This is a genomic window from Paraburkholderia sp. BL9I2N2 (genome assembly GCF_004339745.1).
In the GTDB taxonomy this organism is placed as follows: Bacteria; Pseudomonadota; Gammaproteobacteria; order Burkholderiales; family Burkholderiaceae; genus Paraburkholderia.
Map to the genome: position 1 here is coordinate 150,403 of NZ_SMGP01000006.1, position 21,183 is coordinate 171,585.

Genomic DNA, 21,183 nt, shown 5'->3' on the forward strand with positions numbered 1-21,183 from the left:
TGCCGTCTCCGCTAATTGGATAGTTTGCGAGAGTATATGAACGGCTCGAGGTATTGTAAAATTTCAAATTCGAAACACCGATATGAGAATTTCAAATGTCGAAAGATATTACGATGCGTCAGTTGCGCTACTTTGTGGCTGCTGCTGAGAGCGGCCAATTCTCGATGGCAGCGGCCAGTGAACACGTATCGCAATCCGCGATCACGCTCGCCGTATCTGCACTCGAAGACGTCTTACGCACCCGTCTCTTTGACCGGCTGCCCCATGGAGTATCCCTGACACTGGAAGGCCACGACTTCTACTATCACGCGCGGCACGTGATCGACACCCTCAGCGACGCGTTGCATAAGTCGCGCTCCAGAACACGCGACACGCAGGGAACGGTACGCATCGGCGCGTCATATACAGTGATGGGGTACTTCCTCCCGGAAATACTGGCGAGATTCAGGGCCAGTTATCCACAGATTCATTTCGAATTGCAAGATCTTGACCGTCTCACACTGGAGCAGGCCGTTCTGTCGGGGAAGATTGATATCGGAGTTGCGCTGCTGTCCAATCTGACTGAAATCGGCCGCTTCGAGCACCGCAGCCTGATCCGCTCGCAACGTAAGCTATGGGTGGCGCCATCACATCCGCTTGCGCAATCGCAAAACCCTTCGCTCCGCGACATTGCAGAGCATCCGTACATCATGCTGACAGTTGATGAAGGCGAACAGTCGTCTATGCGATACTGGAAAAAGGAACGGTTGACCCCCAATGTCATCCTCCGCACGGGCTCGGTTGAGGCGCTCCGTGGACTTGTTTCACATGGATTCGGGGTGACCATTCTTTCCGAAATGGTATTTCGGCCATGGTCACTCGAAGGAAAACGGATTGAGGCGCGTGACGTGGCGAACACCATCCCACAGATGGACGTTGGTATGTTGTGGCGCAAAAATTCGCCCCCATCGCCCGCCGCCCGTGCATTCATCGATTTCCTCGGCTATACCCGCCAAAACTAATATATTCCCCGCTTCTAAGGAGACACCGATGTGGCAACCGGACCCAACGTCACTGAGGCTATTCGTCGCAATATGTGAGGAGGGCAGTATTGCGCGCGCAAGCGAGCGGGAAGCCATCGCGGCGGCAGCTGTGAGCAAGCGTATTGCGGACATGGAGCAGTTGCTGGGTACCCCACTGCTCTCACGGCGCGCGCGCGGAGTGAGCCCCACGGCCGCCGGCGAGATACTCTTACGTCATGCCCGGCACCTCATGCATAGCGTGGAGGTCCTTCAGGCAGATCTCAGCGAATTTTCGACTGGCGTTCGAGGCCTTGTGCGTGTGATGGCAAACGTCTCGTCCATTGTGGAATTTGTTCCCGACTTGATTGCGTCCTTCTTGCAGTCGAACGAGAAAATTGGCGTCGTTCTGGACGAGCGGGTTAGTACTGAGATCGTGCGGGGCGTTGCCGACGGTATCGCAGACATTGGCATTTGTCGCGACTTTGTAGGAGGCACAGAAGTGCAGATGCTACCGTTCCGCGATGATCACTTTGGCGTCGTGGTACACAAGGACCACCCTCTTTCTGGTATGTCCATACTTTCGTTCCCTGATACCTTCAAGTACGAGCAAATCGGCCTGTCCGTGAACGCAGCTCTCAACTCGTTAATGAAGCGTGTCGCCTCCGAGCACGACCGCCCGCTCCGATACCGCGCCAACGTCTCGACGTTCGACGCAGCGCTCCGTCTCATCCAGCTAAACCTCGGGCTCGCCGTACTTCCAATTGAGGCGGTTGCAAGGTATCGCCAGACGTATGATATTTGCACGATACCGCTATCCGATGACTGGGCGACCAGGCAATTCGTGGTATGTGTGCAGCACGTTGACAGATTGTCGGTTGCGGCCCGTCGCTTCTTCAACCACATCATGAGTTCCGATTCGTCCAGTTCACGCCCCCCCAATTTACCCTTACAGGGATTGCCCGTACGCCCTCTACCCCCCGTCCCGTGAGGTCTTGGAGCCATCGCGATCGACGATGGACGCCATCGCACCACGCAGATTGTTGTACACCGTTGAAACCGGCACTCTCGGGTCTCATCGCATGAGCAGAGGGTTGCAACATGACAAGTAAGAAAGTAGTCGTGCAGGAAGTGGGGCTTCGGGATGGCCTACAAAGCATTCCCCAAATCATGCCGACGGAAGCCAAGAAGGCATGGATCGATGCTGCCTACAACGCCGGCATCCGACACATCGAGGTCGCGTCCTTCGTCCCGCCGAGGCTCCTTCCTCAAATGGCGGACGCCGAGCAGGTCGTTGCACACGCGCTGACACTGCCGGGACTTCGCGTTACGGCGCTTGTGCCAAATGTAAGGGGTGCCGAGAACGCTCTGAAAGCCGGCGTACATCGCGTCGTCGCGCCAATCTCGATCAGTGAGCAGCATAGCCTTGCCAACGTCCGCAAGACGCCCGATGCAATGCTCGAGGAGTTTCAGCGAATACGCGAACTCCGGGACAGCGAGTTGGCATGGGCGGAAACAGCCGTGGTCGCCGGCCTCTCAACAGTCTTCGGATGTTCCTTTCAGGGATACGTCCCGGAACAGGACGTATGCAGAATCGTTCTTAAGGCGCTTGATGCCGGTGCTGACGTCATCGCGCTCGGAGATACCACAGGCCACGCCACGCCTCGGCATGTTGGCCGTCTCCTCCAACTTCTCTCTTCTGTAATCGAGGGTAAGGTCACCAGCCTTCACTTTCATGACACGCGGGGGATGGCTCTCGCAAATACGGTGGTCGCGCTGGACCATGGCATTCGGGAGTTCGACTCATCGCTCGCCGGGCTGGGAGGTTGCCCGAACGCTCCAGGCGCAACCGGTAACGTCGCAACCGAAGACCTCGTCTACATGTTGCAAAGCATGGGTTTCGAGACTGGCATTGATCTTCAGAGACTCGTGGAAAGTCGCGACATTTTGAAGCGCGCGGTACCTGACGCCCCACTCTACGGTTATATCGCCCGTGAGGGAATTCTTGAGGGCTCTGTTCCACCGCAACTGAGCTCGCACGGAGTGCAATCATGAGTAGTCTAAAGCCTGAACATCATGCCTCTGCGTCGGGACTGCCCCTTGCAGGCATCCGCGTGGTCGAGCTCTCACACATGGTTATGGGCCCGACATGCGGCATGGTCCTTGGCGACCTTGGAGCGGAAGTAATCAAGGTTGAGCCTCCGAAGGGCGACAACACCCGCCGTCTTCTCGGAGCCGGCGCTGGCTTCTTTCGAACGTTCAACCGGAACAAAAAAAGCGTCGCCCTCGACCTTGGCAGCGCCAGCGGGCTTGAAGCGTTGTTGAAACTTATTGAGACCGCAGATGTCTTCGTCGAAAACTTCAAGCCCGGGAGGATGAAGGAGCTCGGGCTCGACTATGACGCCCTTAGCAAGCGCAACCCCGCCCTCGTCTATGTTTCCCATAAGGGTTTTCTGAGCGGCCCGTATGACAAGCGACTCGCCCTCGACGAAGTAGTACAAATGATGGCCGGCCTGGCTTACATGACCGGCCCGGTAGGGCGTCCGCTTCGAGCCGGCAGCTCAGTCAATGACATTATGGGCGGCATGTTCGGGGCGATCGGCGTGTTGGCTGCGCTGTATGACCGCAAGACAACCGGCAAGGGCAAAGAGGTCCAATCGGCCTTGTTCGAGAACTGTGTGCTGCTTTCCGCGCAGCACATGCAACAGTATGTTGTGACAGGGCAGCCTGCCGCGCCAATGCCAGAGCGCATTAACGCGTGGGCTGTTTATGACGTGTTCGAGTTGGCCGACGGGGATCAGATGTTCATCGCCGCCACTGGTGACGCACAATGGGCAGCACTATGCAATATTACCGACCGGCAGGATCTGCTGGGAGATGTCCGGCTGCAATCGAATAACGACCGCGTGCACGCGCGGGAATGGATTATCCCGACTCTCGCGGAGACCCTCCGAACCCTCAGTCCATCGAAACTCGCCACGGCTTTTGAGTCGAATAACGTGCCGTTCGCGAACATTACGCGTCCCGAAGAATTGTTCGATGATCCACATCTCAAGGCCAGTGGGGGGCTCGCAAAGCTACAACTGGATGACGGATCGGAAACCGAAATGCCACTATTGCCGCTGTCCATAGGCGGTGCCCGGCTACAGCCTCGCTTACCCATTGCCTCCATCGGCCAACATACTCGGGAAGTACTTGAGTCACTCGGTTACACGTCTCAGCAGATCAGCGACATCTCGCGCATTGGACCATTGAAGACTCCCGACAACGCCGTCGACGCAAGGTAGCGCCGGCATCCATTTCCCGACCGGTTCACGCCTGTCGTTGCAAGAAAAAGGACTATTCATGTCAATTTTACGCTTGGGTGAGCTTCTTCCCGCCATCGCGGAATCCGCCTTTGTCGCAGAAGGTTCAACTGTTATTGGTCAGGTGACCATCAGCCCGGGCGCCAGTATCTGGACTAACGCCGTATTGCGAGGCGATAACGAGCCAATTTTCGTCGGCGAGAACACCAACGTTCAAGAGGGGGCCGTTCTTCACGCCGACCCGGGTTTTCCGCTCGTAGTTGAGGATAACGTAAGCGTTGGTCACCAGGCCATGCTGCACGGCTGCACGATTGGGTCCGGAAGCCTGGTGGGAATCCAGGCGGTCGTGCTCAATGGTGCGGTGGTCGGAAAGAACAGCCTGGTCGGTGCTGGCGCACTTGTCACCGAAGGCAAGGTGTTTCCCGACAATGTATTGATTATCGGCGCACCCGCGAAGGTTGCGAGAGAACTAACGGCCGAGGAGATTAGGAACATTGCCGCAAATGCAGCGGCGTACGCCGACAAGGGAAAAGAGTACAAGCAGACGCTAAGTAGGATTGGATAGGGATACGTCCGCAGTTTGAGCCGGCCAGTTCTCGGGGGTAGTACACCTATCAGAGTCAGCTTTATATCAAATCAAGGAGACAAAAATTGAAACTGTCCAGGGCGATGAGCTATCCCGACGATGAGATATCGTCGCGCGATACAACAAGGGAACGTGACCGGCTTGAGGATAGGGACAATCTATCTGTGGGGCGCATTGGTGCGAGACTCGATCGGCTTCCCCCCACGAAGACGGTTTGGAAGATGGTCATCATGCTGAGCCTCGGAATGTTTTTCGAGATCTACGACCTCATGTACACCGGCTATATCGCCCCGGGCCTCGTCAAGAGCGGTGTTCTCACGCAGACTACCCACGGTCTTTTCGGGACATCAGGCATCGCCAGTTTCATTGCGGCATTGTTCTCCGGCCTGTTTCTCGGAACTCTCACGTGTGGGTTCCTTGCTGACAAGTTTGGGCGTCGCGCCGTCTTCACATACGCGCTTCTTGGCTACGTCCTCGCAAACACCGTAATGGCTTTCCAGAACACAGCGCTGGGCCTGAATCTCTGGCGCTTTCTCGCGGGCATAGGTTTGGGTGTCGAACTGATAACGATCGGTGCGTACATCTCGGAACTCGTTCCTAAGCAAATCCGGGGGCGCGCGTTCGCGACATCGCAAGCGATCGGATTTTCAGCGGTACCCGTGGCCGCGTTTCTATCCTATCTGCTCGTCCCCCAGTCGTTTCTCGGACTCGAGGGGTGGCGATGGGTCGTTTTACTTGGAGCGCAAGGCGCAATATTTGTGTGGTGGATCCGATTGTCTCTCCCCGAAAGCCCACGCTGGCTCGCCCAAAAAGGACGGTTGGCCGACGCCGACGCGATCCTTAAGGGACTGGAATCGAAAGTCGAACGGGAGTACGGCCGGGCTCTCCCACCTCCTGCCGAACCGGGGCCGGTCTCGCTGCGCGCCAGCTTTCGCGATATGTGGGCCAAACCCTTTGGCAAGCGAACTGTGATGTTGATATTGTTCCACGTCTCTCAAACCATCGGTTACTACGGGTTCGCTAGCTGGGTCCCCACCTTGCTAATGAAACAGGGAATCACGGTTACGCACAGCCTGATGTATTCCAGCATCATTGCACTCGCCGCGCCGATCGGCCCACTGATTGGACTGCTGATCGCGGACCGCTTTGAGCGAAAGACGGTCATTGTTTTTATGAGCGTAGTCAACGTTGTATGCGGCTTGCTGTTCAGTCAATTCCGCGACACATCGCTATTGGTGGCCATGGGAGTGTGTCTCACGCTTTCCGGAAACATTATCTCTTACACCTACCACGCTTATCAGACCGAGTTGTATCCAACCAGGATTCGCGCACGGGCAGTTGGTTTCGTCTATTCCTGGAGCCGGCTGTCCGCAATTTTTTCAGCCTTTGTGATCGCAGACATACTCAAGCACTTCGGTGTGAGCGGCGTCTTCGTTTTTATCGCCGGTGCCATGGCGGTTGTCATGCTTTCAATCGGTATCCTGGGTCCGCGCACTCGCAATGTCGGGCTCGAAGAACTTTCAAGATAGTCACACGCAACCGGATATGCGTGGACATTTTGTTAACACAATAAGTATAACTAACGGAGGCAATAATGAAGAAAGCTATTACGATCGGGATCGTGGGTTCGTCTTTGTTTAACGTAGCGGCACACGCCCAGAGCAGTGTCACCCTCTACGGGGTAATCGACGAAGGATTCAATTACACAAGCAACGTAGCCACGCCTACTGGCGGGAAACAGCTTTACAACCTGTCAAGCGGAGTGCTTCAAGGAAGCCGGTTTGGATTTAGGGGAACCGAGGACCTAGGTTCTGGCCTCAAGGCAATCTTCATTCTTGAGAACGGATTCGACGTCAATAACGGCCGCTTGAGCCAGGGAGGCTTGCTGTTCGGACGGCAGGCAAACGTAGGTCTGTCCAGCTCCAAATTCGGGACAGTCACCTTGGGCCGGCAATATGACTCGGTGGTGGACTATGCTTCTCCGATGGCTATCAGTCACCAGTGGGCCGGCTATATTGGCGCGCATCCTGGCGATATCGACAATTTCAACAATGGTCAGCGAACCAATAACGCCATCAAGTACACAAGTCCGAACATTGCAGGCGTTACTTTTGGCGGACTATATAGTCTCGGTGGCATTGCGGGAAACATTACGCAGAATCAGGTTTGGTCTCTGGGTGCAAGCTACGCCGGCGCCGGACTTACCGCTGGCGTGGGGTATCTGAACGTTCGTAACGCGAACGTCGGTTTCTTTGGAAGCAGCTCATCGACGACACTGACTTCCGCCACGGCAAATTCGACTACGCCCGTTATCAGTGGATTCATGTCCGCGCACACCTATCAGGTTTTCGGAGCCGGGGCCGCGTATACAATCGGATCTGCAACAGTTGGAGCAACATACTCCTACACTCAGTTTGCCGGGTTAGGCGACACCGCTACTTCAGGACCGAATCCGAGTCATTACAAAGGAGCGGCCGACTTCAACAACGCAGAAGTGAATTTCCGATATCAGGTAACTCCAGCACTCCTGCTGGGTATTGCATATGATTACACCAAAGGCGGCAGCACAGCAACGACAGCAGGTCCCAACCCTGGCGCGACCTACCATCAGGGTTCGATTGGCGCCGACTATTTACTCTCCAAACGCACCGATGTGTATTTCATTGGGGTTCTGCAAAAAGCATCCGGAACTGATTCGACAAACAAACCGGCGGTTGCTGCCATCAACGGCCTGACCGCATCGACCAGTGACCGCCAGACAGCTTTGCGCATTGGCATCCGACACAAGTTCTAACCGGCCCGACTGGGACACAACTAATGGAATCGACGCCCCCACCCGAAACGGCATCAATGTGCCAAAGTGGTCGGTGTCGTAACACCACCTGATCGGAGGGAGCGTCATCATGAACGTTACTACAGTTGGTAGAGTCGTTGGTCCGAAACCATTGAGTTGATTGCCCAGTCCCCGGCCATCCCGCTGCTGCGAACACCCAGACGCCCACGTCATGAGCCGATAGCTGTCTGGTAGCCCACGCGCAAGGCCGCTCCCGGGTCGTCTCACGGCCTGGGCACCGGCGCTAACCATTGGTGACCCGGATTCAAGCTAGCCGTCAAACGCGTCACTTTTCGCGCTGCGTATCCCACATTACCATCTACGCGTGAGACATTAAAACGAAGACTCCCGGAGATACTGGACTTTAGACACCCGAACGCCCGTCGCCGACCACATGTGAGCAGCGGTGGCGAGGCAGCGAATGAGACTGAATTGGCGATGAAGCGAGCATGCGGGGCCGCAGCAGCGGCATCGACTGGTAATTCAAGGGGCATGACGCGCTTCGGGCCTCTGGAATTTCCGGGACTTCCCGTGGGCGGGAGTGTGGGAGGCAAGTCCGGTAAATTCCCGACGCAGCCATTGAGCGACCAGGCCAGCGGTGACGGGCTGACCGATTCTCCATGGCGCAATTTCGCGCATGGGGAAGTCCTCGGCAATCGCCAGGCTGAGCAACTGCATGAGCGTCCAGGCGCACGAACGAATCTGCATCCAGAGTTCGAGTACGGTGCGCGTCTGCTGCCAGAGATTGTTGAATCCCCACCAACGCTTGAGATTGTGAAAGAGCGGTTCTATGCCCCAGCGGCGCGCGTAAAGCTGAACGATGGTTTGTGCTTCCAGATTCACTTCGGAAGCCAGGATCAGGCGTCGCTTTGTCCATTCCTGCCGCTTGTCGTTGTAGAACTGCCACCAGACGGCGCGCACCGTCGTGCCCTTGAGGAAGCGGGCCACGGCGATGATCGAACGCAGGCGCACGCGCTGCTCCTTGCCATAGAGCTTCATCGTCAATTCGGTTGCGGGCAGTGCTTCGATTGGCCTCGGCGCTCAGACGCTCGCCATAGATGCGCGGGCGTCCACGCCCGGGCACACCGGATCGTACGGGCGGCAGAAACAGCGCGGTATCGATACGCGCCTGGCCGATGACGTGCATGTTCCGACGCAACAAATGGCAGGACCAGACGCGCGCGCATGAACCAGGAGTCGAACAGCACACGTACGGGCCGCTGCGTCACAACCGAGAGCGCACGCACAAGCGCCAGCGCAATCTTGAGCTTGTTGGTGTTGCCCGTTTGCGGAACCAGTCGCGAGAGGATCGGCAGCACCATGCCGACGCCCCCGTTGCCCAGCACGCTCACACCCAGCGTCACGATGCATTGCGCCCAGACGTGTTTGGGCCGGTTGGTCTTGCCGCTGTGCTCGCGTCGCCAGGCGACGCCGGGCGCCCTCTTCGAGCAGCGCATGATCAGCGTATCGTCCAGGACCATGGTGAGCGTGCCGCTGGGCAAGACGGCAAGCACCAGTCTCAGCAGCGCTCGCGCGAGTGGCACCGTACGCCAGGTGCCACGTTCCAGAAGCTTGAAATACGCCGTCCAGTGGCGCGTACACCCAATGGCCGAGATCGCGCGGCTCACCCATCCTTCGGGCGAAATCATGCACCCGCACAGCAGCTCGAGGAAGCTGGTTTGCGAGCGAAGCGGCACGGCGGTAAGCAAAACGTTGATCCATTCGCCCAGGTAAAACTCAGTGCGTTTCGACAGTGACATGGCTATCGCAAGAGAACCGAAAATGATTCTCATTACCTATCCATGTCAAGTTTGTTTCTGACTCCGAACCATTTTCCAGCGCCCCTCATCGGGGTGCTGAATGTCTAAAGTCCAGGTTAAAGGTCGACTTGCCTCAGCGACTCGCGGCAGGCTACCGCCAGCTGCTGATATTTTCGCGTAGCTTCGATCTTTCCAAGCAACTCGTCTTCCGTCAATTGCCGAATCACCCGTGCCGGGATCCCGGCCACGAGGCTCTTCGCAGGCACGAGCCAGCCGGACTTGACGAAAGCGCATGCCGCTACGATGGCCGATGCTTCGACCAGGACGTCATCCATGACGACCGCCTTCATGCCAATCAAAGTGTTCGGCATGAGGATCGCTCCGTGAACCACCGCGCCGTGCCCGACGTGAGAGTCCTTGCCGAGTTCGCATCGCTTGCCATGCCCCACGTGCAATGAACAGCTATCTTGTACATTACTTCCGTCCCCAATGGAGATTGACCCAAAATCTCCGCGGATCGAAGCAAACGGACCGATGTAGCAATGTGGACCAATCGTCACGTCACCTATCACGCATGCCAGCGGATGGATGAAGGCTGTCGGATCGATACAGGGTGCGTTTCCCTGATATTCGTAGATGGGCATGGTCCTCCTCTTCAGGACAAGCGCGATCGGCGCGGTTCAACCAGCGTTGATGTCGACTCCACGCGTTTCGCGAACAAGTACAAGTCCCACCAAAAACGATGCAACGGCAATCACAATTGGATACCAGAGCCCGGAGTAAATGTTTCCCTGCGCTGCGACAATCGCGAAGGCCGATGCTGGTAGAAACCCGCCGAACCAGCCATTACCGATGTGATAGGGCAAAGACATCGATGTGTATCGTATCCGCGTAGGAAAGTACTCGACCAGCATTGCCGCAATCGGACCATATACCATTGTTCCGTAGATCATCAGGATCGCCAGAAACAGAATAGCCATGGGCATGTTCATCAACGACGGATCGGCCTTGAGCGGATAGCCGGCAGACTTAAGAGTCGACCTCAAACTGCTCTCGAACTGGGTTTGCTGTGCCTTCGCGTCAGGAGCCTTCGCGTTATACGCTGCGATTGTGGTCCGTCCGATGGTAACGGTCGCTGCCGCACCTGAGGGGGCCGCTTCGTTCTGGTAGCTCAATCCCGCCTTCGATAGCGCGCCCTTTGCTACGTCGCACGAACTGGTGAAGCTGGCCGTCCCTACCGGATTGAACTGGAATGAACATTCGCCTGGATCCGCTTTCACCACAATGGGCGAACTCACCTGCGCTGCCTCGAGTGCAGGGTTGATGTAGTGGGTCAGGCCTTTGAAGAGCGGGAAATACGTTGCGGCAGCCAGAACAAAGCCCGCCAGGATAATGGGCTTACGGCCGACCCGGTCAGATAGAGAACCAAAAACCAGGTAAAAAGGCGTAGAGATGACAAGGGCGATCGCCAGCACAATATTGGCGATCGGCCCGTCCAGCTTCAGCGTCTGGGTGAGAAAAAACAGCGTGTAAAACTGGCCTGTGTACCACACTACCGCCTGACCGGCCGTCAACCCGAAGAGCACCACAAGCACCAGCTTCAGGTTTTTCCACTGCCCAAAGGCTTCGGTCACGGGCGCCTTCGAGGCTTTTCCTTCCGCTTTCATTTTTACGAACGCGGGCGACTCATGCAACTTCAACCGGATCCACACGGATATCCCTAGCAGCACGATTGACAGCAGGAACGGAACGCGCCATCCCCAGTCTGAAAATGCGCTTTCCCCAGTGGAAGTTCTCACACCCAGGATGACAACTAGAGACAGGAAGAGCCCAAGCGTCGCCGTCATCTGAATCCACGCTGTCCATGCCCCTCTCCGGTCGGCTGGCGCATGCTCAGATACATAAGTAGCGGCGCCGCCATATTCACCGCCAAGTGCGAGGCCTTGCAGCATGCGCATGCCAATGAAGAGGATGGGTGATGCGATACCAATCGTCGCAAATCCCGGCAGCAATCCAATGAAGAATGTAGAGGCGCCCATCAGAAGGATCGTTACCAGAAACGTATATTTCCGACCCACGAGATCGCCAAGCCGCCCGAATACGATTGCACCAAACGGGCGAACGGCGAAACCCGCGGCAAAACTCAACAACGTGAAGATGAACGCAGCCGTTGGGTTAACCCCGGCGAAGACACTCTTGCTAATGAAGACGGCGAGCGATCCGGCGAGAAAGAAGTCATACCACTCGAACACTGTCCCGAGCGATGACGCGAAAACGACGAGCCGCTCGTCCTGAGACATGCGCGCGACAGGCAATGCCTGATTTGTGACCGACATGGTTTATCTCCATTAACCTTGAAAAGTCTATTTATAGTTACTTGCATTACCAGACTATACGAACTGAACGCACATATCGCAAGGAGCGACATCATCAACGTTTTCACCTAGATATGCGGACTTTTTTTTAAACACCACCTGCGAACGTGCTTAACGTTTCAGGTCGATTCAAGCTTTCATAAGGCGCTGTACTATTCCCGCTCAATGAGCGTCCACAATTTCGGCAAAAATATCTCCGTGAGGACAAGCGGAGCACCGCGGCGGCAGAAGACCGAGGAGCGTGACCATGCGTTCGCGATCGCAGAGCGGACGTCTACGAGGTTACGATCGACGAACGGCGTTTCAAACAGCGAAAAGGAGCCATACGAAAATACCGAGCGACTGACTGCCGGGTCGTGATAGAGAAGGTTCGCCAGGGGCCGGGCCTGCAGTGTCCGAATCGACTTCCACGCCCCGCGACTCTCACAGGCCGATACGACGCTACGCGCCGCAATCACCGCTTCACCGTCGACGGCGAGGGTAATATCCCGCACCCAGCAGGAAACATCGTCGGCTGCAACTCTCAGATTTTTGTTTGCGGCAATCACGCTTCCAGTCAGCGGTGCAGCGAAACGAGGGGGCAGACACACGATCCCTTGCAGACCAACCCGAACCTCAACGTGACCCAATGTCTGTAGCGCTCGCGTAAGCGAACCCGGCCGGCGGAGCCATTGCGCCCATGAGCGCGGCACTGTGGATGGTAGCGCCGGGCGCCATCGCCTACCGCGAGGTACGGCTGTCAATGCACGCATTCAACATTCCTAAAGTTTGTGTGCGACTGCCCCTACTCCTACACCTTCGTCCGCTTCAGGCAATGCCCCCCATACAGAGATATTTGAGTTCGGTATAGTCTTCGATGCCGTACCTGGATCCTTCGCGACCAAGACCGCTTTCCTTGACGCCACCGAACGGCGCCACCTCAGTAGAAATCAACCCCTCGTTAATTCCGACAATGCCGTACTCCAACGCCTCCGCCACCTTCCAGACCCGGCCGACGTCGCGCCCGTAAAAGTACGAAGCAAGCCCAAATTCCGTGTCGTTCGCGAGTGCGATCGCCTCTTCGTCCGTCCTGAAGCGAAATATCGGTGCGACCGGCCCAAAGGTTTCCTCGCGGAAGATCTGCATGTCGTGCGTCGCGTCCGCGAGTATTGTCGGCTGATAGAAATTGCCGCCTCGCTCGTGGTGTTTCCCGCCTACAACCACACGGGCGCCCTTCGCGACCGCGTCGGTCACATGCTCATGCACCTTTGCTACGGCTTTGTCATCGATGAGAGGGCCGATCAGTGTCGTCTGATCCAGTCCGTCCCCGACATTTAGCTTCCTGACCTCCGTTGCAAGCTTTTCAACGAAAGCGTCGTATACTCCGTCCTGAACCAGCAGACGGTTGGCGCATACGCAGGTTTGCCCGGCATTGCGGTACTTCGATGCAATCGCCCCTTTAACTGCCGCATCCAGGTCTGCATCGTCGAACACGATGAAAGGCGCATTGCCGCCCAGTTCCATTGACGCCTTTTTCACAGTGGAGGCGCACTGCGCGAGCAGCAGCTTTCCAACTTCCGTCGACCCCGTAAACGACAGCTTCCGAACGGTAGGGTTGGCCGTCATTTCCCCACCGATCGCCGTTGCAGAACCGGTCAGGCAAGAGATGACGCCTTGTGGCACTCCCGCGCGTTCGGCAAGGACACACAGCGCAAGCGCCGAGAACGGTGTCTGACTGGCCGGTTTGATTACCATGGTGCAGCCTGCCGCCAGTGCGGGACCGATCTTGCGCGTAAGCATTGCTGCCGGGAAATTCCATGGCGTGATCGCCGCGCACACGCCAATTGGCTGCCGTAGAACCACAATGCGCTTGTCGCGGCCATGCCCGGGGATGGTATCGCCGTAGAGGCGCTTGGCCTCCTCGCCAAACCATTCGAGAAACGATGCGGCATACGCAATCTCTCCGCGGCTCTCGGCAAGCGGTTTGCCCTGCTCCGCGGTCATGATGACCGCAAGATCTTCCTGGTTCGCAAGCAGCAGCTCATACCAGCGGCGAAGAATTGCACCACGCTCCTTGCCCGTCCGCGCACTCCATTCCTTCAACGCTTCATCAGCAGCGGCGATAGCCCGCCGGGTTTCGTCTGCGCCCATGCGTGGCACTGTGCCAAGCGACCGACCGGTCGCCGGGTTGCTAACGTCGATTGTCGCTCTGCTATCGGCTTCACACCACTCGCCGGCAATCAGACACGTGTTCCTGACAAGGCTTGCGTCCTTCAGCGGGACGGAGACAGGAAATCTGGAATTAGACATGGTCTGTTCATCCTTCTATCAAGATTTATCTTTGGCGAGAGGCGGCGTGACGGCCTCAATCAATTCCAGGCCCTCGCGCAGTTTGAAACGCATCACCTTGCCGGAGCCCGTGCGCGGAATCTCATCAACAACGTGGATCGCGTGCGGCACCTTGTATGCGGACAACTGGGTCCGGCAATGCGCAAGCAATGCCTCAACCTCGATCGATCCGACGACACGTTCGACAACGAAAACCACTGGCACTTCGCCCAGATGCGGATGTGCGATGCCGGTCACGGCACAGTCCAGCACGCCGTCGAACGCCGACACGAGTTCTTCGATCTCGGCTGGAGAGATATTCTGGCCGCCACGGATAATCACCTCTTTGAGCCGTCCGGTGATCGTGAGGTAGCCCGAAGCATCAAAGCGCGCCAGGTCCCCCGTGTGATACCAGCCGTTCTTCAGGGCGGCGTCGGTTTCGGCGGGCTTGTTCAGGTACCCCTTCATCACGTTGGGACCGCGAACGAGCAGTTCACCCTCTTCCCCCACGCCGACGTCCCGCATACCGATAGGCTCCACAATGCGCGCAGCGACGCCTGGAATCGGCAAACCGCACGAACCGTAAGGTCTGGAACCACTGGGCCAGTTCATGGTCACCATCGTCGAAGTTTCGGTGATCCCATAGCCGTCCAGCAGCTTGACGCCAAAGCGCTCCTCAAAATCGCGGTTGGTCGCCGCCGGCAGAATGGCACCGGCCGAAACACACAGGCGAAGACCCGGCAAGGCGGTCATGCCCGTCGACTTCGAACCTTCAAGCAGATAGTGAAACATCGTCGGAACACCCGGCATGATCGAGAAATTCCCTTCCGCCAGGAGTTTCGGGATTTCCCTCGACGAGTACTTTTCCATCAGGTACTCGGTTGCACCAACCGCCAGTACACTAAGTACTGCGAAATTCAGAGCATACGAATGATAAAGCGGGAGGCAACTCAGGACGCGATCGTTCGCATTAAGGCCGGCAATCGGTGCCCAGCATGCGGCGGTCACCCAAAGCATGCTGCGCGTAGAAAGGAGCACGCCCTTGGCCTTCCCCGTCGTGCCGGACGTATAAACGACAAATGCCGGCAAGTCCAGCGTATCGGGATCCAGCGGAGCGCGCTGCCCTTTTTCCTGCACGATCCGTGCGTAGTCTGTTCCCACCACTGGCGCTGACGCCCATTGAACGGTCACATATTCCTTGAGCAATGGGATCGTTGCGCCTATCTGGCGCACCTCGCTCTCGCGCGCATCGCTGGCCACAACGGCCGAGCATGACGCGTCAGTGAGTCGATATTCAATCTCGGGCCCAGTAGCTTCGTGGCTGATCGGCACAGCGATTCCACCTGCGCGCACGCACGCAAGGCAGCTGACGACCCATTCGACCGAATTGGGCAGCAGTATCGCTACCCGGTCCCCCGGTTGGACGCCAGACGCCTCGAAATGCGCGGCGAGACGCGCGGTGGCTTCCTCGAGTTGGACATAAGTAAGCGAGGACCTTTCGTCCTGAAACGACACCTTGTCAGGCTGCGTGGCGGCGTGCCGCTTGAGCAGTTCATGCACCGGCGCGATGAGTTCCGTCTGAATCATTGCTGTCTCCTTGAGCGACGGCGACCGTAACCGTTGCGGCCGGCACCATCCACCTGCTTCCCTACATCCTTGGCCCGCATCAGACCATGCTGAAACCGCCGCTGATGCTGATCACCTGGCCGGTAATCCAGCTACCCTTATCGGACGCCAGCAGAACCGCCATTGGCGCGACATCACCGGGCTGGCCAAGTCGACGCAACGGATAGAGTTTCGTCAGTTTCTCGCGGTTCGCTTCGAGGAACTCCGGGTCATGCGCTGTCTCGATGAGGCCGAGCGCAAGGGAGTTCGCGGTCGTTCCGGATCGCGTTTCACGGGCAATCGATTTCATCAACGCGATATTGGCCGCACGTGCCGCAGCCCCGATCGCAAGACCCGACTCTCCAACCCGCGAAGAGTCACCCATGACGCAGATGATGCGACCGCTTCCTTTCTGCGCTTCAAGGTGCGGCAGCGCCGCGTGAGTGCAATTCAATGTGCCATACAGGCAGACGTCGATCTGCTTGCGCCACTCATCTGGAGTGCTGTCCGAGAAACGCTTGCGAATCACGAGGCCGGCGTTATTCACGAGAATGTTGAGTGCGCCGAATTCGGCGACAGTCTGGGCAACCATCGCATCTACCGCCGCGCGGTCGGAAATGTCGCAGCCGATTGCGAGCGCGCGCCCACCGTTCTCCCGGATTTCCGCCACCACCGATTCTGCGTTGGCCTTGGAACCATGATAGTTGATCACTACGCTCGCGCCTTCAGCGGCCAACCCGATGGCGATTTCTCGGCCTACATCACGGGCGCCACCGGTGATCAGCGCGACCTTGCCGTCTAGTTCGAACTTCATATGAATAACTCCTTTTTCTGCTCTGGCGATGATGAATGGATTAGCTGGAAGATACGTTCCGGCGTGATTGGAAGTTCGCAGACCTCAATTCCGAGTGGCGAAAGCGCATCGGCTACTGCATTCGCGATTGCCGCGGGTGAACCGATAGTGCCGCCCTCGCCCATTCCCCGGAAACCACCCAGCGTGTTAGGCGCTTCTGTATGAAGGTGAACCATCTCCACCTCCGGGACTTCAGGAGCTGAGGGCAGCAGATAGTCGACCATGCTGGCGGTAAGCAGTTGTCCATCCGCGTCGTAGACGATCTCCTCCAGCAGTGCCGCGCCAACCCCTTGCGCGACAGCGCCGCGCGTCTGCCCTGCGACGATGAGTGGGTTGATGATGCGACCGCAATCTTCGGCAATCACATAGCGCTGGATGTGTACCGCGTAGGTCTTCGGATCGACCTCCACCTGCACCATATGCGTCGCCGAACTGGTCGTGCCGACGACGGGGTCATAAACCCGGGTGACGCACATCTCTTCCCGTACGTCGGCGGGCACTCTTCCCATCTGTGAGTAAAGGGCCCGGGCGAGATCCGGAAACGTGAGTTGCGATTCCCCCAGACGTACTCGAATCACACTGTCGACGATCTCGAGGCTCTCTACCGGCGCGTCCAGGAGGTGGCTGGCCACGCGAAGCATGCGTTCGCGAAGCTCGCGCGCCGCGAGTATTCCCGCACCACCGCTGATCACGGCAGTGCGGCTCGCGTAGCTGCCTGTACCGTGGGGGACCGCCGCACTGTTGCCCGTGACGACGCGTAGATCTTCCAGGCGAGCGCCAAGCTCGTCAGCAAGGACCTGCCCGAGCGTGGTCTCATGCCCCTGTCCGTGCGAGGCACAACCAAATGACGCCGTGATCGCGCCGGTAGAGTCAAGCTGGATGACGCAGGTGTCGGTCCCTGTGTTGATAGGCATCCCTGGCGATGCGGAGATGCGCGATCCGATCCCGGAAAGCTCGGCATAACAGGCGATTCCAATGCCTATCCAACGTCCCTCAGCGCGCGCCCTTGCTTGAGCTTCACGCGCCTGTTTGTAGCCGAAGCGCTCGCCAGCACCTTCGAGGCCTTCCATGAACGCAGATTGATCCCACACGATTCCGACCGGGGTCCGATAGGGAAACTCTTCAGGCCGAACCAGATTGCGGCGACGCATTTCTGCAGGATCGAGTCCGAGGCGCGCGGCGGCCATGTCCATGAGGCGCTCCATGGCGAACGTGGACGTGGGTCTGCCCACTCCGCGATATGGACCGGTGGGCGATTTCGGCGTTGTCACGCCCCGTACATGTCCGAAATAGGCCGGGACCCGATACGGCCCAGGAAGAAAACTGATGACCTGAACCGGCTCAATTCCACACGTCCACGGGTAGATCGAATACGCTCCCACATCGCCGATCACCTCGGCCCGCAGGCCGAGAATTTTTCCGTCGACGTCGACCGCGAGTTCAGCGACGACCAGTTCATCGAATGCCTGGCTTGTAGACAGGAGATCCTCAAGCCGGTCTCCAGTCCATTTAACGGCGCGGCCGGTCTTGCGCGCAAGTGTGCACACCAGCATCTCTTCCTGGTATAGAGACGTCTTTCCGCCGAACCCTCCCCCTACGTCCGGCGCAATAACCGTCAGACGGTTTCCCGGCATGTTCAGCAGGTCAGCCATTGCATCGCGGATGATGCCCGGCACCTGGCTCGAAGTGTACAAAGTGAGGGCATCGCGGCCGGCGTCGACTTCGGCCATGTAGCACCGCGGCTCCATCGCCGATGGGGCCTTGCGATGGAAGCGAAATCTGCCGGCGACCCGAACCGGTGGGCTCAGAAACGCCTCATCTATTTCGCCTCGAACGAAAGTACGTTCAACCAGAACGTTGCTTGCGAAGCCCTCATGCAGAATGGGGGCATTGGGCAGCACGGCGGCTTCCGCGTCGGTGGCAACGGGCAACGGCTCATATTCCACCTCGATCGCGTCCCGCGCGTCTTCGGCCAGGTAGCGGCTTTCAGCCAGGACAGCGACCACGGGTTCGCCGACGAAATGGACCTTGCCGTTAGCAAGTGCATAAATGGGCGTGGGTTGATAGCCGCTCATCCGCGACGTGGCAACCGCCGCCTTGACGAGACCCGCAACATCCGACCACGTGTACACCCCGTACACGCCCGGCATGGCGCGCGCGGCCTCGGTGCATATCGCCACGATGCGGGCATGGGGTTGATCGCTTCGCACGATAGCCAGATGCAACGCGTGACCCGCCGGACGGTCGTCGACATATCGGCCAAGACCTGTGAGCAGTCTGGCGTCTTCGACCCGACGCACCGGCTGTCCAACGAGCGTGTGACCTTGGCGCTCGCGAACGTCGGCATCTGGGACCACGTGTTGGCCCGCGCGGACGTGATGGTCACTCATACGCGTCTTCCCCTTTGCGCAGTTCCGTCCATTGGACAGGATCGTGTCCGAATATGACTTTCGCGCCGGATTTTTCGATGCGCTTGACTTCCTGCAACGAGTTCATCGCGGCATCTGGATCCCAGGTGTTGCGCGGCATGATCTCGCGGTCGAGGTTGTCTCTCAATGCGATCGCGTCGGCCGCCATCAGGAAGGTTCCGTCACGGCTTAGCGTTGCAAGCGCTCCGAGGGTTCCGGGGGTGTGGCCCGGCAACGGCAGCAGCAACAGCCGGCCGTCGCCAAACAGATCCCGCTCGCCCTGAATCGCCTCGGTTGGCATTGGAGTTTGCCAATCGGCGGGAATGTAGCCTTTCTGCACGGCGTCCGGCCCCTGCGCAGCCTCCAGTTCCTTGTAATGGCAAAAAAAGCTCGCACGTTTGAAGAAGGCGTTGCAACCGCAGTGATCGGAATGGAGATGCGAGTTGACCACCACGTCGATGTTCTCTGGGGTAAGCCCAAGCTTGGCCAGTTCCGAGACGACATTGTCTTCAGGTCCGGCGATAGGCTTCATGGCCCTGGCCATCGCGCCCCACCGGCCTTCAGCATTTTCGACGGTATCCGGATGACATCCGGTATCGAACAATACGTTGCCTTGCGAATGGCGCAACAACACGCACGATACGGGCAAGTCGATCGTCTCACTGCGGTCAGCCTCAGGCAGGTACACGCTTTTTCGCATGCGCAGCCGGCCACCGTTCAGGATGTGCATTTTCATGGCGTCTCGTCCTTGGCTGGTTTCGCGTTTCCGGCGGCGTCCCGAAGCGCATTGCGCCCTGTTACGCAGACTCGAACGGCCTCGACAATGCCCTGGTAGCCCGTACAGCGGCACAGGTTTCCCGACAGCGCGTCGCGGATCTGCTCATCGTTACTGAGCGGGTATTTCTGCAGCGCGTCCGCGCAGGTAGCCAGCATTCCCGGAGTGCAGAAGCCGCACTGCAATCCGTGGTGCTCCCGGAACGCCTCCTGCAACGGGCTCAGCGCATCGACAGTGCCCATACTTTCGACGGTGCGTACGTCGCAGCCGTTGGCCCTGACTGCCAGCATCAGGCACGAGCGCACACTGTCGCCATCAACCATGACAGTGCATGCGCCACACACGCCGTGCTCGCAACCGACATGCGTGCCAGTCAGCCCCAACGTATGGCGCAGAAAGTCCGACAGCAACAGGCGCGGCTCGACCTGGCGTTCGCGGACTTCGCCGTTGACGATCATCCAGACTGGCTGCAGAGGAATATCGGTGTTAGTCATTGAGCGTCTCCTGTGGCGCGTTGCCACGCCTTCTTCAACACGCGCTCCATCAGCACGCCGGCAAGATGGCGGCGGAATTCAGACGAAGCGTGCAGGTCAACACCTGGTTCCAGCCCGTCACAGGCCGCATGCACAGCATCGGCCACCACCTGATCGGACAACGACTTGCCGACCAGCACAGCCTCCGCCTCCGGACGTCGCAATGGCGTATCGGCGACACCCATCATGGCAACGCGGGCCTCCTTGATCGTTCCACCCTGCACGTCGAGCAGGATCCCAACTGCGGCAAGCGCGAAGTCGCCTGCGCGGCGCGAGAATTCCTGAAAGCACCACCCCATACCCGCCGGCAATCCCGGCATCTCAACCCGGACGACGATCTCGTCGTCATCCAGTGCGGTGGTTAGCGGTGCGACAAAGAAATCGGCCGACGGTATCTCCCGTTCTCCCCGGACCGAACGCGCAACGATCACTGCATCCAGCAGACGGGTCAGCATCGGCAGCTCCGCGGCCGGATCCGCGTGTGACAGACTCCCGCCGATCGTGCCGCGGTTACGGATCGCAAGGTGCGCAACGTTGTGCATGGTTTCTGGAATTACCGGGAACCGGCTGGCGACCAGTTCCGAGGTTTCCAGCACGCGGTGACGTGTCAGAGCGCCTATCGTCAGCCCTCCATCTGCCCGCTCTCGCACGTACTCGAGCTCGAGCAGCCTGCTGATGTCGATGATGAGCGCTGGACGAACGACCCTGAAATTCAGCATCGGCGTCAGGCTCTGACCGCCGGCCATCAATTTGGCGTCGTCGACATTCGCCGCGAGCACCTCGATGGCTTCCTCGATCGAGTCAGGACAGCAGTAGTCGAAAGGAGTAGGTTTCATCTGACCTCC

At 58.2% G+C, this 21,183-nt stretch carries 19 protein-coding genes; 7 read left to right on the forward strand and 12 right to left on the reverse strand.

Features of this window, described 5'->3' with window-relative positions; all coding sequences use genetic code 11:
* Positions 1-95: 95 nt before the first annotated feature.
* The 7 genes from B0G74_RS44285 to B0G74_RS44315 all read left to right on the forward strand — a co-directional run bounded on the left by B0G74_RS44285 (position 96) and on the right by B0G74_RS44315 (position 7,683).
* Entirely contained in the window at positions 96-1,001 is a 906-nt protein-coding gene (locus tag B0G74_RS44285) for a LysR family transcriptional regulator (RefSeq protein WP_132384205.1), read from the forward strand.
* Between the two features lie 28 nt (positions 1,002-1,029).
* Positions 1,030-1,989 carry a LysR substrate-binding domain-containing protein gene (locus tag B0G74_RS44290; RefSeq protein WP_132384207.1) on the forward strand — a complete coding sequence of 320 codons (960 nt, stop codon included), beginning with the start codon at positions 1,030-1,032 and terminating at the stop codon, positions 1,987-1,989.
* Positions 1,990-2,099: 110 nt separating this feature from the next.
* Positions 2,100-3,053 (forward strand): hydroxymethylglutaryl-CoA lyase, encoded by a 954-nt coding sequence (locus B0G74_RS44295; protein WP_132384209.1) that lies wholly within the window; start codon positions 2,100-2,102, stop codon positions 3,051-3,053.
* Positions 3,050-4,285: a CaiB/BaiF CoA-transferase family protein gene (locus tag B0G74_RS44300; protein WP_132384211.1), complete on the forward strand. Its 1,236-nt coding sequence runs from the start codon at positions 3,050-3,052 to the stop codon at positions 4,283-4,285. The genes B0G74_RS44295 and B0G74_RS44300 overlap by 4 nt, the downstream gene beginning before the upstream one ends.
* 58 nt (positions 4,286-4,343) lie before the next feature.
* Positions 4,344-4,868, forward strand: a complete 525-nt coding sequence (locus B0G74_RS44305; protein WP_132384213.1) for a gamma carbonic anhydrase family protein — start codon at positions 4,344-4,346, stop codon at positions 4,866-4,868.
* A 104-nt stretch (positions 4,869-4,972) separates the two neighbouring features.
* Positions 4,973-6,418 (forward strand): MFS transporter, encoded by a 1,446-nt coding sequence (locus tag B0G74_RS44310; protein ID WP_132384433.1) that lies wholly within the window; start codon positions 4,973-4,975, stop codon positions 6,416-6,418.
* 65 nt (positions 6,419-6,483) lie between these two features.
* Positions 6,484-7,683, forward strand: coding sequence for a porin (locus tag B0G74_RS44315; RefSeq protein WP_132384215.1), 1,200 nt, complete (start codon positions 6,484-6,486; stop codon positions 7,681-7,683).
* A 522-nt stretch (positions 7,684-8,205) separates the two neighbouring features.
* Here the strand turns inward: B0G74_RS44315 and B0G74_RS46330 are convergent.
* The 12 genes from B0G74_RS46330 to B0G74_RS44370 all read right to left on the reverse strand — a co-directional run bounded on the left by B0G74_RS46330 (position 8,206) and on the right by B0G74_RS44370 (position 21,174).
* Positions 8,206-8,721 (reverse strand): transposase, encoded by a 516-nt coding sequence (locus tag B0G74_RS46330; RefSeq protein WP_207915820.1) that lies wholly within the window; start codon positions 8,719-8,721, stop codon positions 8,206-8,208.
* A 2-nt stretch (positions 8,722-8,723) separates the two neighbouring features.
* Positions 8,724-9,515 carry a transposase gene (locus B0G74_RS46335; RefSeq protein WP_207915822.1) on the reverse strand — a complete coding sequence of 264 codons (792 nt, stop codon included), beginning with the start codon at positions 9,513-9,515 and terminating at the stop codon, positions 8,724-8,726.
* 83 nt (positions 9,516-9,598) lie between these two features.
* Complete coding sequence (locus B0G74_RS44325) at positions 9,599-10,126, reverse strand: phenylacetic acid degradation protein PaaY (protein ID WP_132384217.1); 528 nt, start codon at positions 10,124-10,126, stop codon at positions 9,599-9,601.
* A gap of 36 nt (positions 10,127-10,162) precedes the next feature.
* The gene (locus tag B0G74_RS44330; protein WP_132384219.1) at positions 10,163-11,818 is read right to left on the reverse strand and encodes an MFS transporter; all 1,656 of its coding nucleotides are present in this window, start codon (positions 11,816-11,818) and stop codon (positions 10,163-10,165) included.
* A gap of 191 nt (positions 11,819-12,009) precedes the next feature.
* Positions 12,010-12,609: a chorismate lyase gene (locus tag B0G74_RS44335; protein ID WP_132384221.1), complete on the reverse strand. Its 600-nt coding sequence runs from the start codon at positions 12,607-12,609 to the stop codon at positions 12,010-12,012.
* 55 nt (positions 12,610-12,664) lie between these two features.
* Complete coding sequence (gene gabD / locus B0G74_RS44340; RefSeq protein WP_132384223.1) at positions 12,665-14,146, reverse strand: NADP-dependent succinate-semialdehyde dehydrogenase; 1,482 nt, start codon at positions 14,144-14,146, stop codon at positions 12,665-12,667.
* Positions 14,147-14,164: 18 nt separating this feature from the next.
* Positions 14,165-15,751: a class I adenylate-forming enzyme family protein gene (locus B0G74_RS44345; protein ID WP_132384225.1), complete on the reverse strand. Its 1,587-nt coding sequence runs from the start codon at positions 15,749-15,751 to the stop codon at positions 14,165-14,167.
* 79 nt (positions 15,752-15,830) lie between these two features.
* Positions 15,831-16,583, reverse strand: a complete 753-nt coding sequence (locus tag B0G74_RS44350; RefSeq protein WP_132384227.1) for an SDR family oxidoreductase — start codon at positions 16,581-16,583, stop codon at positions 15,831-15,833.
* On the reverse strand, positions 16,580-19,012 hold the full coding sequence (locus tag B0G74_RS44355; protein WP_132384229.1) for a xanthine dehydrogenase family protein molybdopterin-binding subunit: 2,433 nt from the start codon (positions 19,010-19,012) through the stop codon (positions 16,580-16,582). The genes B0G74_RS44350 and B0G74_RS44355 overlap by 4 nt, the downstream gene beginning before the upstream one ends.
* Entirely contained in the window at positions 19,005-19,766 is a 762-nt protein-coding gene (locus B0G74_RS44360) for an N-acyl homoserine lactonase family protein (RefSeq protein ID WP_132384231.1), read from the reverse strand. The genes B0G74_RS44355 and B0G74_RS44360 overlap by 8 nt, the downstream gene beginning before the upstream one ends.
* The gene (locus B0G74_RS44365) at positions 19,763-20,263 is read right to left on the reverse strand and encodes a (2Fe-2S)-binding protein (protein WP_243658646.1); all 501 of its coding nucleotides are present in this window, start codon (positions 20,261-20,263) and stop codon (positions 19,763-19,765) included. The genes B0G74_RS44360 and B0G74_RS44365 overlap by 4 nt, the downstream gene beginning before the upstream one ends.
* Before the next feature lie 32 nt (positions 20,264-20,295).
* The gene (locus tag B0G74_RS44370) at positions 20,296-21,174 is read right to left on the reverse strand and encodes a xanthine dehydrogenase family protein subunit M (protein WP_132384235.1); all 879 of its coding nucleotides are present in this window, start codon (positions 21,172-21,174) and stop codon (positions 20,296-20,298) included.
* Positions 21,175-21,183: the final 9 nt, after the last annotated feature.

Bases quoted from the DNA above. Each gene is read 5' to 3' on its own strand.
- B0G74_RS44345 (WP_132384225.1), bottom strand. From the start codon at position 15,751: ATGATTCAGACGGAACTCATCGCGCCGGTGCATGAACTGCTCAAGCGG.
- B0G74_RS44315 (WP_132384215.1), top strand. From the start codon at position 6,484: ATGAAGAAAGCTATTACGATCGGGATCGTGGGTTCGTCTTTGTTTAAC.
- B0G74_RS44365 (WP_243658646.1), bottom strand. From the start codon at position 20,263: ATGATCGTCAACGGCGAAGTCCGCGAACGCCAGGTCGAGCCGCGCCTG.
- gabD (WP_132384223.1), bottom strand. From the start codon at position 14,146: ATGTCTAATTCCAGATTTCCTGTCTCCGTCCCGCTGAAGGACGCAAGC.
- B0G74_RS44300 (WP_132384211.1), top strand. From the start codon at position 3,050: ATGAGTAGTCTAAAGCCTGAACATCATGCCTCTGCGTCGGGACTGCCC.
- B0G74_RS46330 (WP_207915820.1), bottom strand. From the start codon at position 8,721: ATGAAGCTCTATGGCAAGGAGCAGCGCGTGCGCCTGCGTTCGATCATC.
- B0G74_RS44355 (WP_132384229.1), bottom strand. From the start codon at position 19,012: ATGAGTGACCATCACGTCCGCGCGGGCCAACACGTGGTCCCAGATGCC.
- B0G74_RS44360 (WP_132384231.1), bottom strand. From the start codon at position 19,766: ATGAAAATGCACATCCTGAACGGTGGCCGGCTGCGCATGCGAAAAAGC.
- B0G74_RS44285 (WP_132384205.1), top strand. From the start codon at position 96: ATGTCGAAAGATATTACGATGCGTCAGTTGCGCTACTTTGTGGCTGCT.
- B0G74_RS44335 (WP_132384221.1), bottom strand. From the start codon at position 12,609: ATGCGTGCATTGACAGCCGTACCTCGCGGTAGGCGATGGCGCCCGGCG.
- B0G74_RS44295 (WP_132384209.1), top strand. From the start codon at position 2,100: ATGACAAGTAAGAAAGTAGTCGTGCAGGAAGTGGGGCTTCGGGATGGC.
- B0G74_RS44370 (WP_132384235.1), bottom strand. From the start codon at position 21,174: ATGAAACCTACTCCTTTCGACTACTGCTGTCCTGACTCGATCGAGGAA.
- B0G74_RS44325 (WP_132384217.1), bottom strand. From the start codon at position 10,126: ATGCCCATCTACGAATATCAGGGAAACGCACCCTGTATCGATCCGACA.
- B0G74_RS46335 (WP_207915822.1), bottom strand. From the start codon at position 9,515: ATGAGAATCATTTTCGGTTCTCTTGCGATAGCCATGTCACTGTCGAAA.
- B0G74_RS44330 (WP_132384219.1), bottom strand. From the start codon at position 11,818: ATGTCGGTCACAAATCAGGCATTGCCTGTCGCGCGCATGTCTCAGGAC.
- B0G74_RS44305 (WP_132384213.1), top strand. From the start codon at position 4,344: ATGTCAATTTTACGCTTGGGTGAGCTTCTTCCCGCCATCGCGGAATCC.
- B0G74_RS44310 (WP_132384433.1), top strand. From the start codon at position 4,973: ATGAGCTATCCCGACGATGAGATATCGTCGCGCGATACAACAAGGGAA.
- B0G74_RS44350 (WP_132384227.1), bottom strand. From the start codon at position 16,583: ATGAAGTTCGAACTAGACGGCAAGGTCGCGCTGATCACCGGTGGCGCC.
- B0G74_RS44290 (WP_132384207.1), top strand. From the start codon at position 1,030: ATGTGGCAACCGGACCCAACGTCACTGAGGCTATTCGTCGCAATATGT.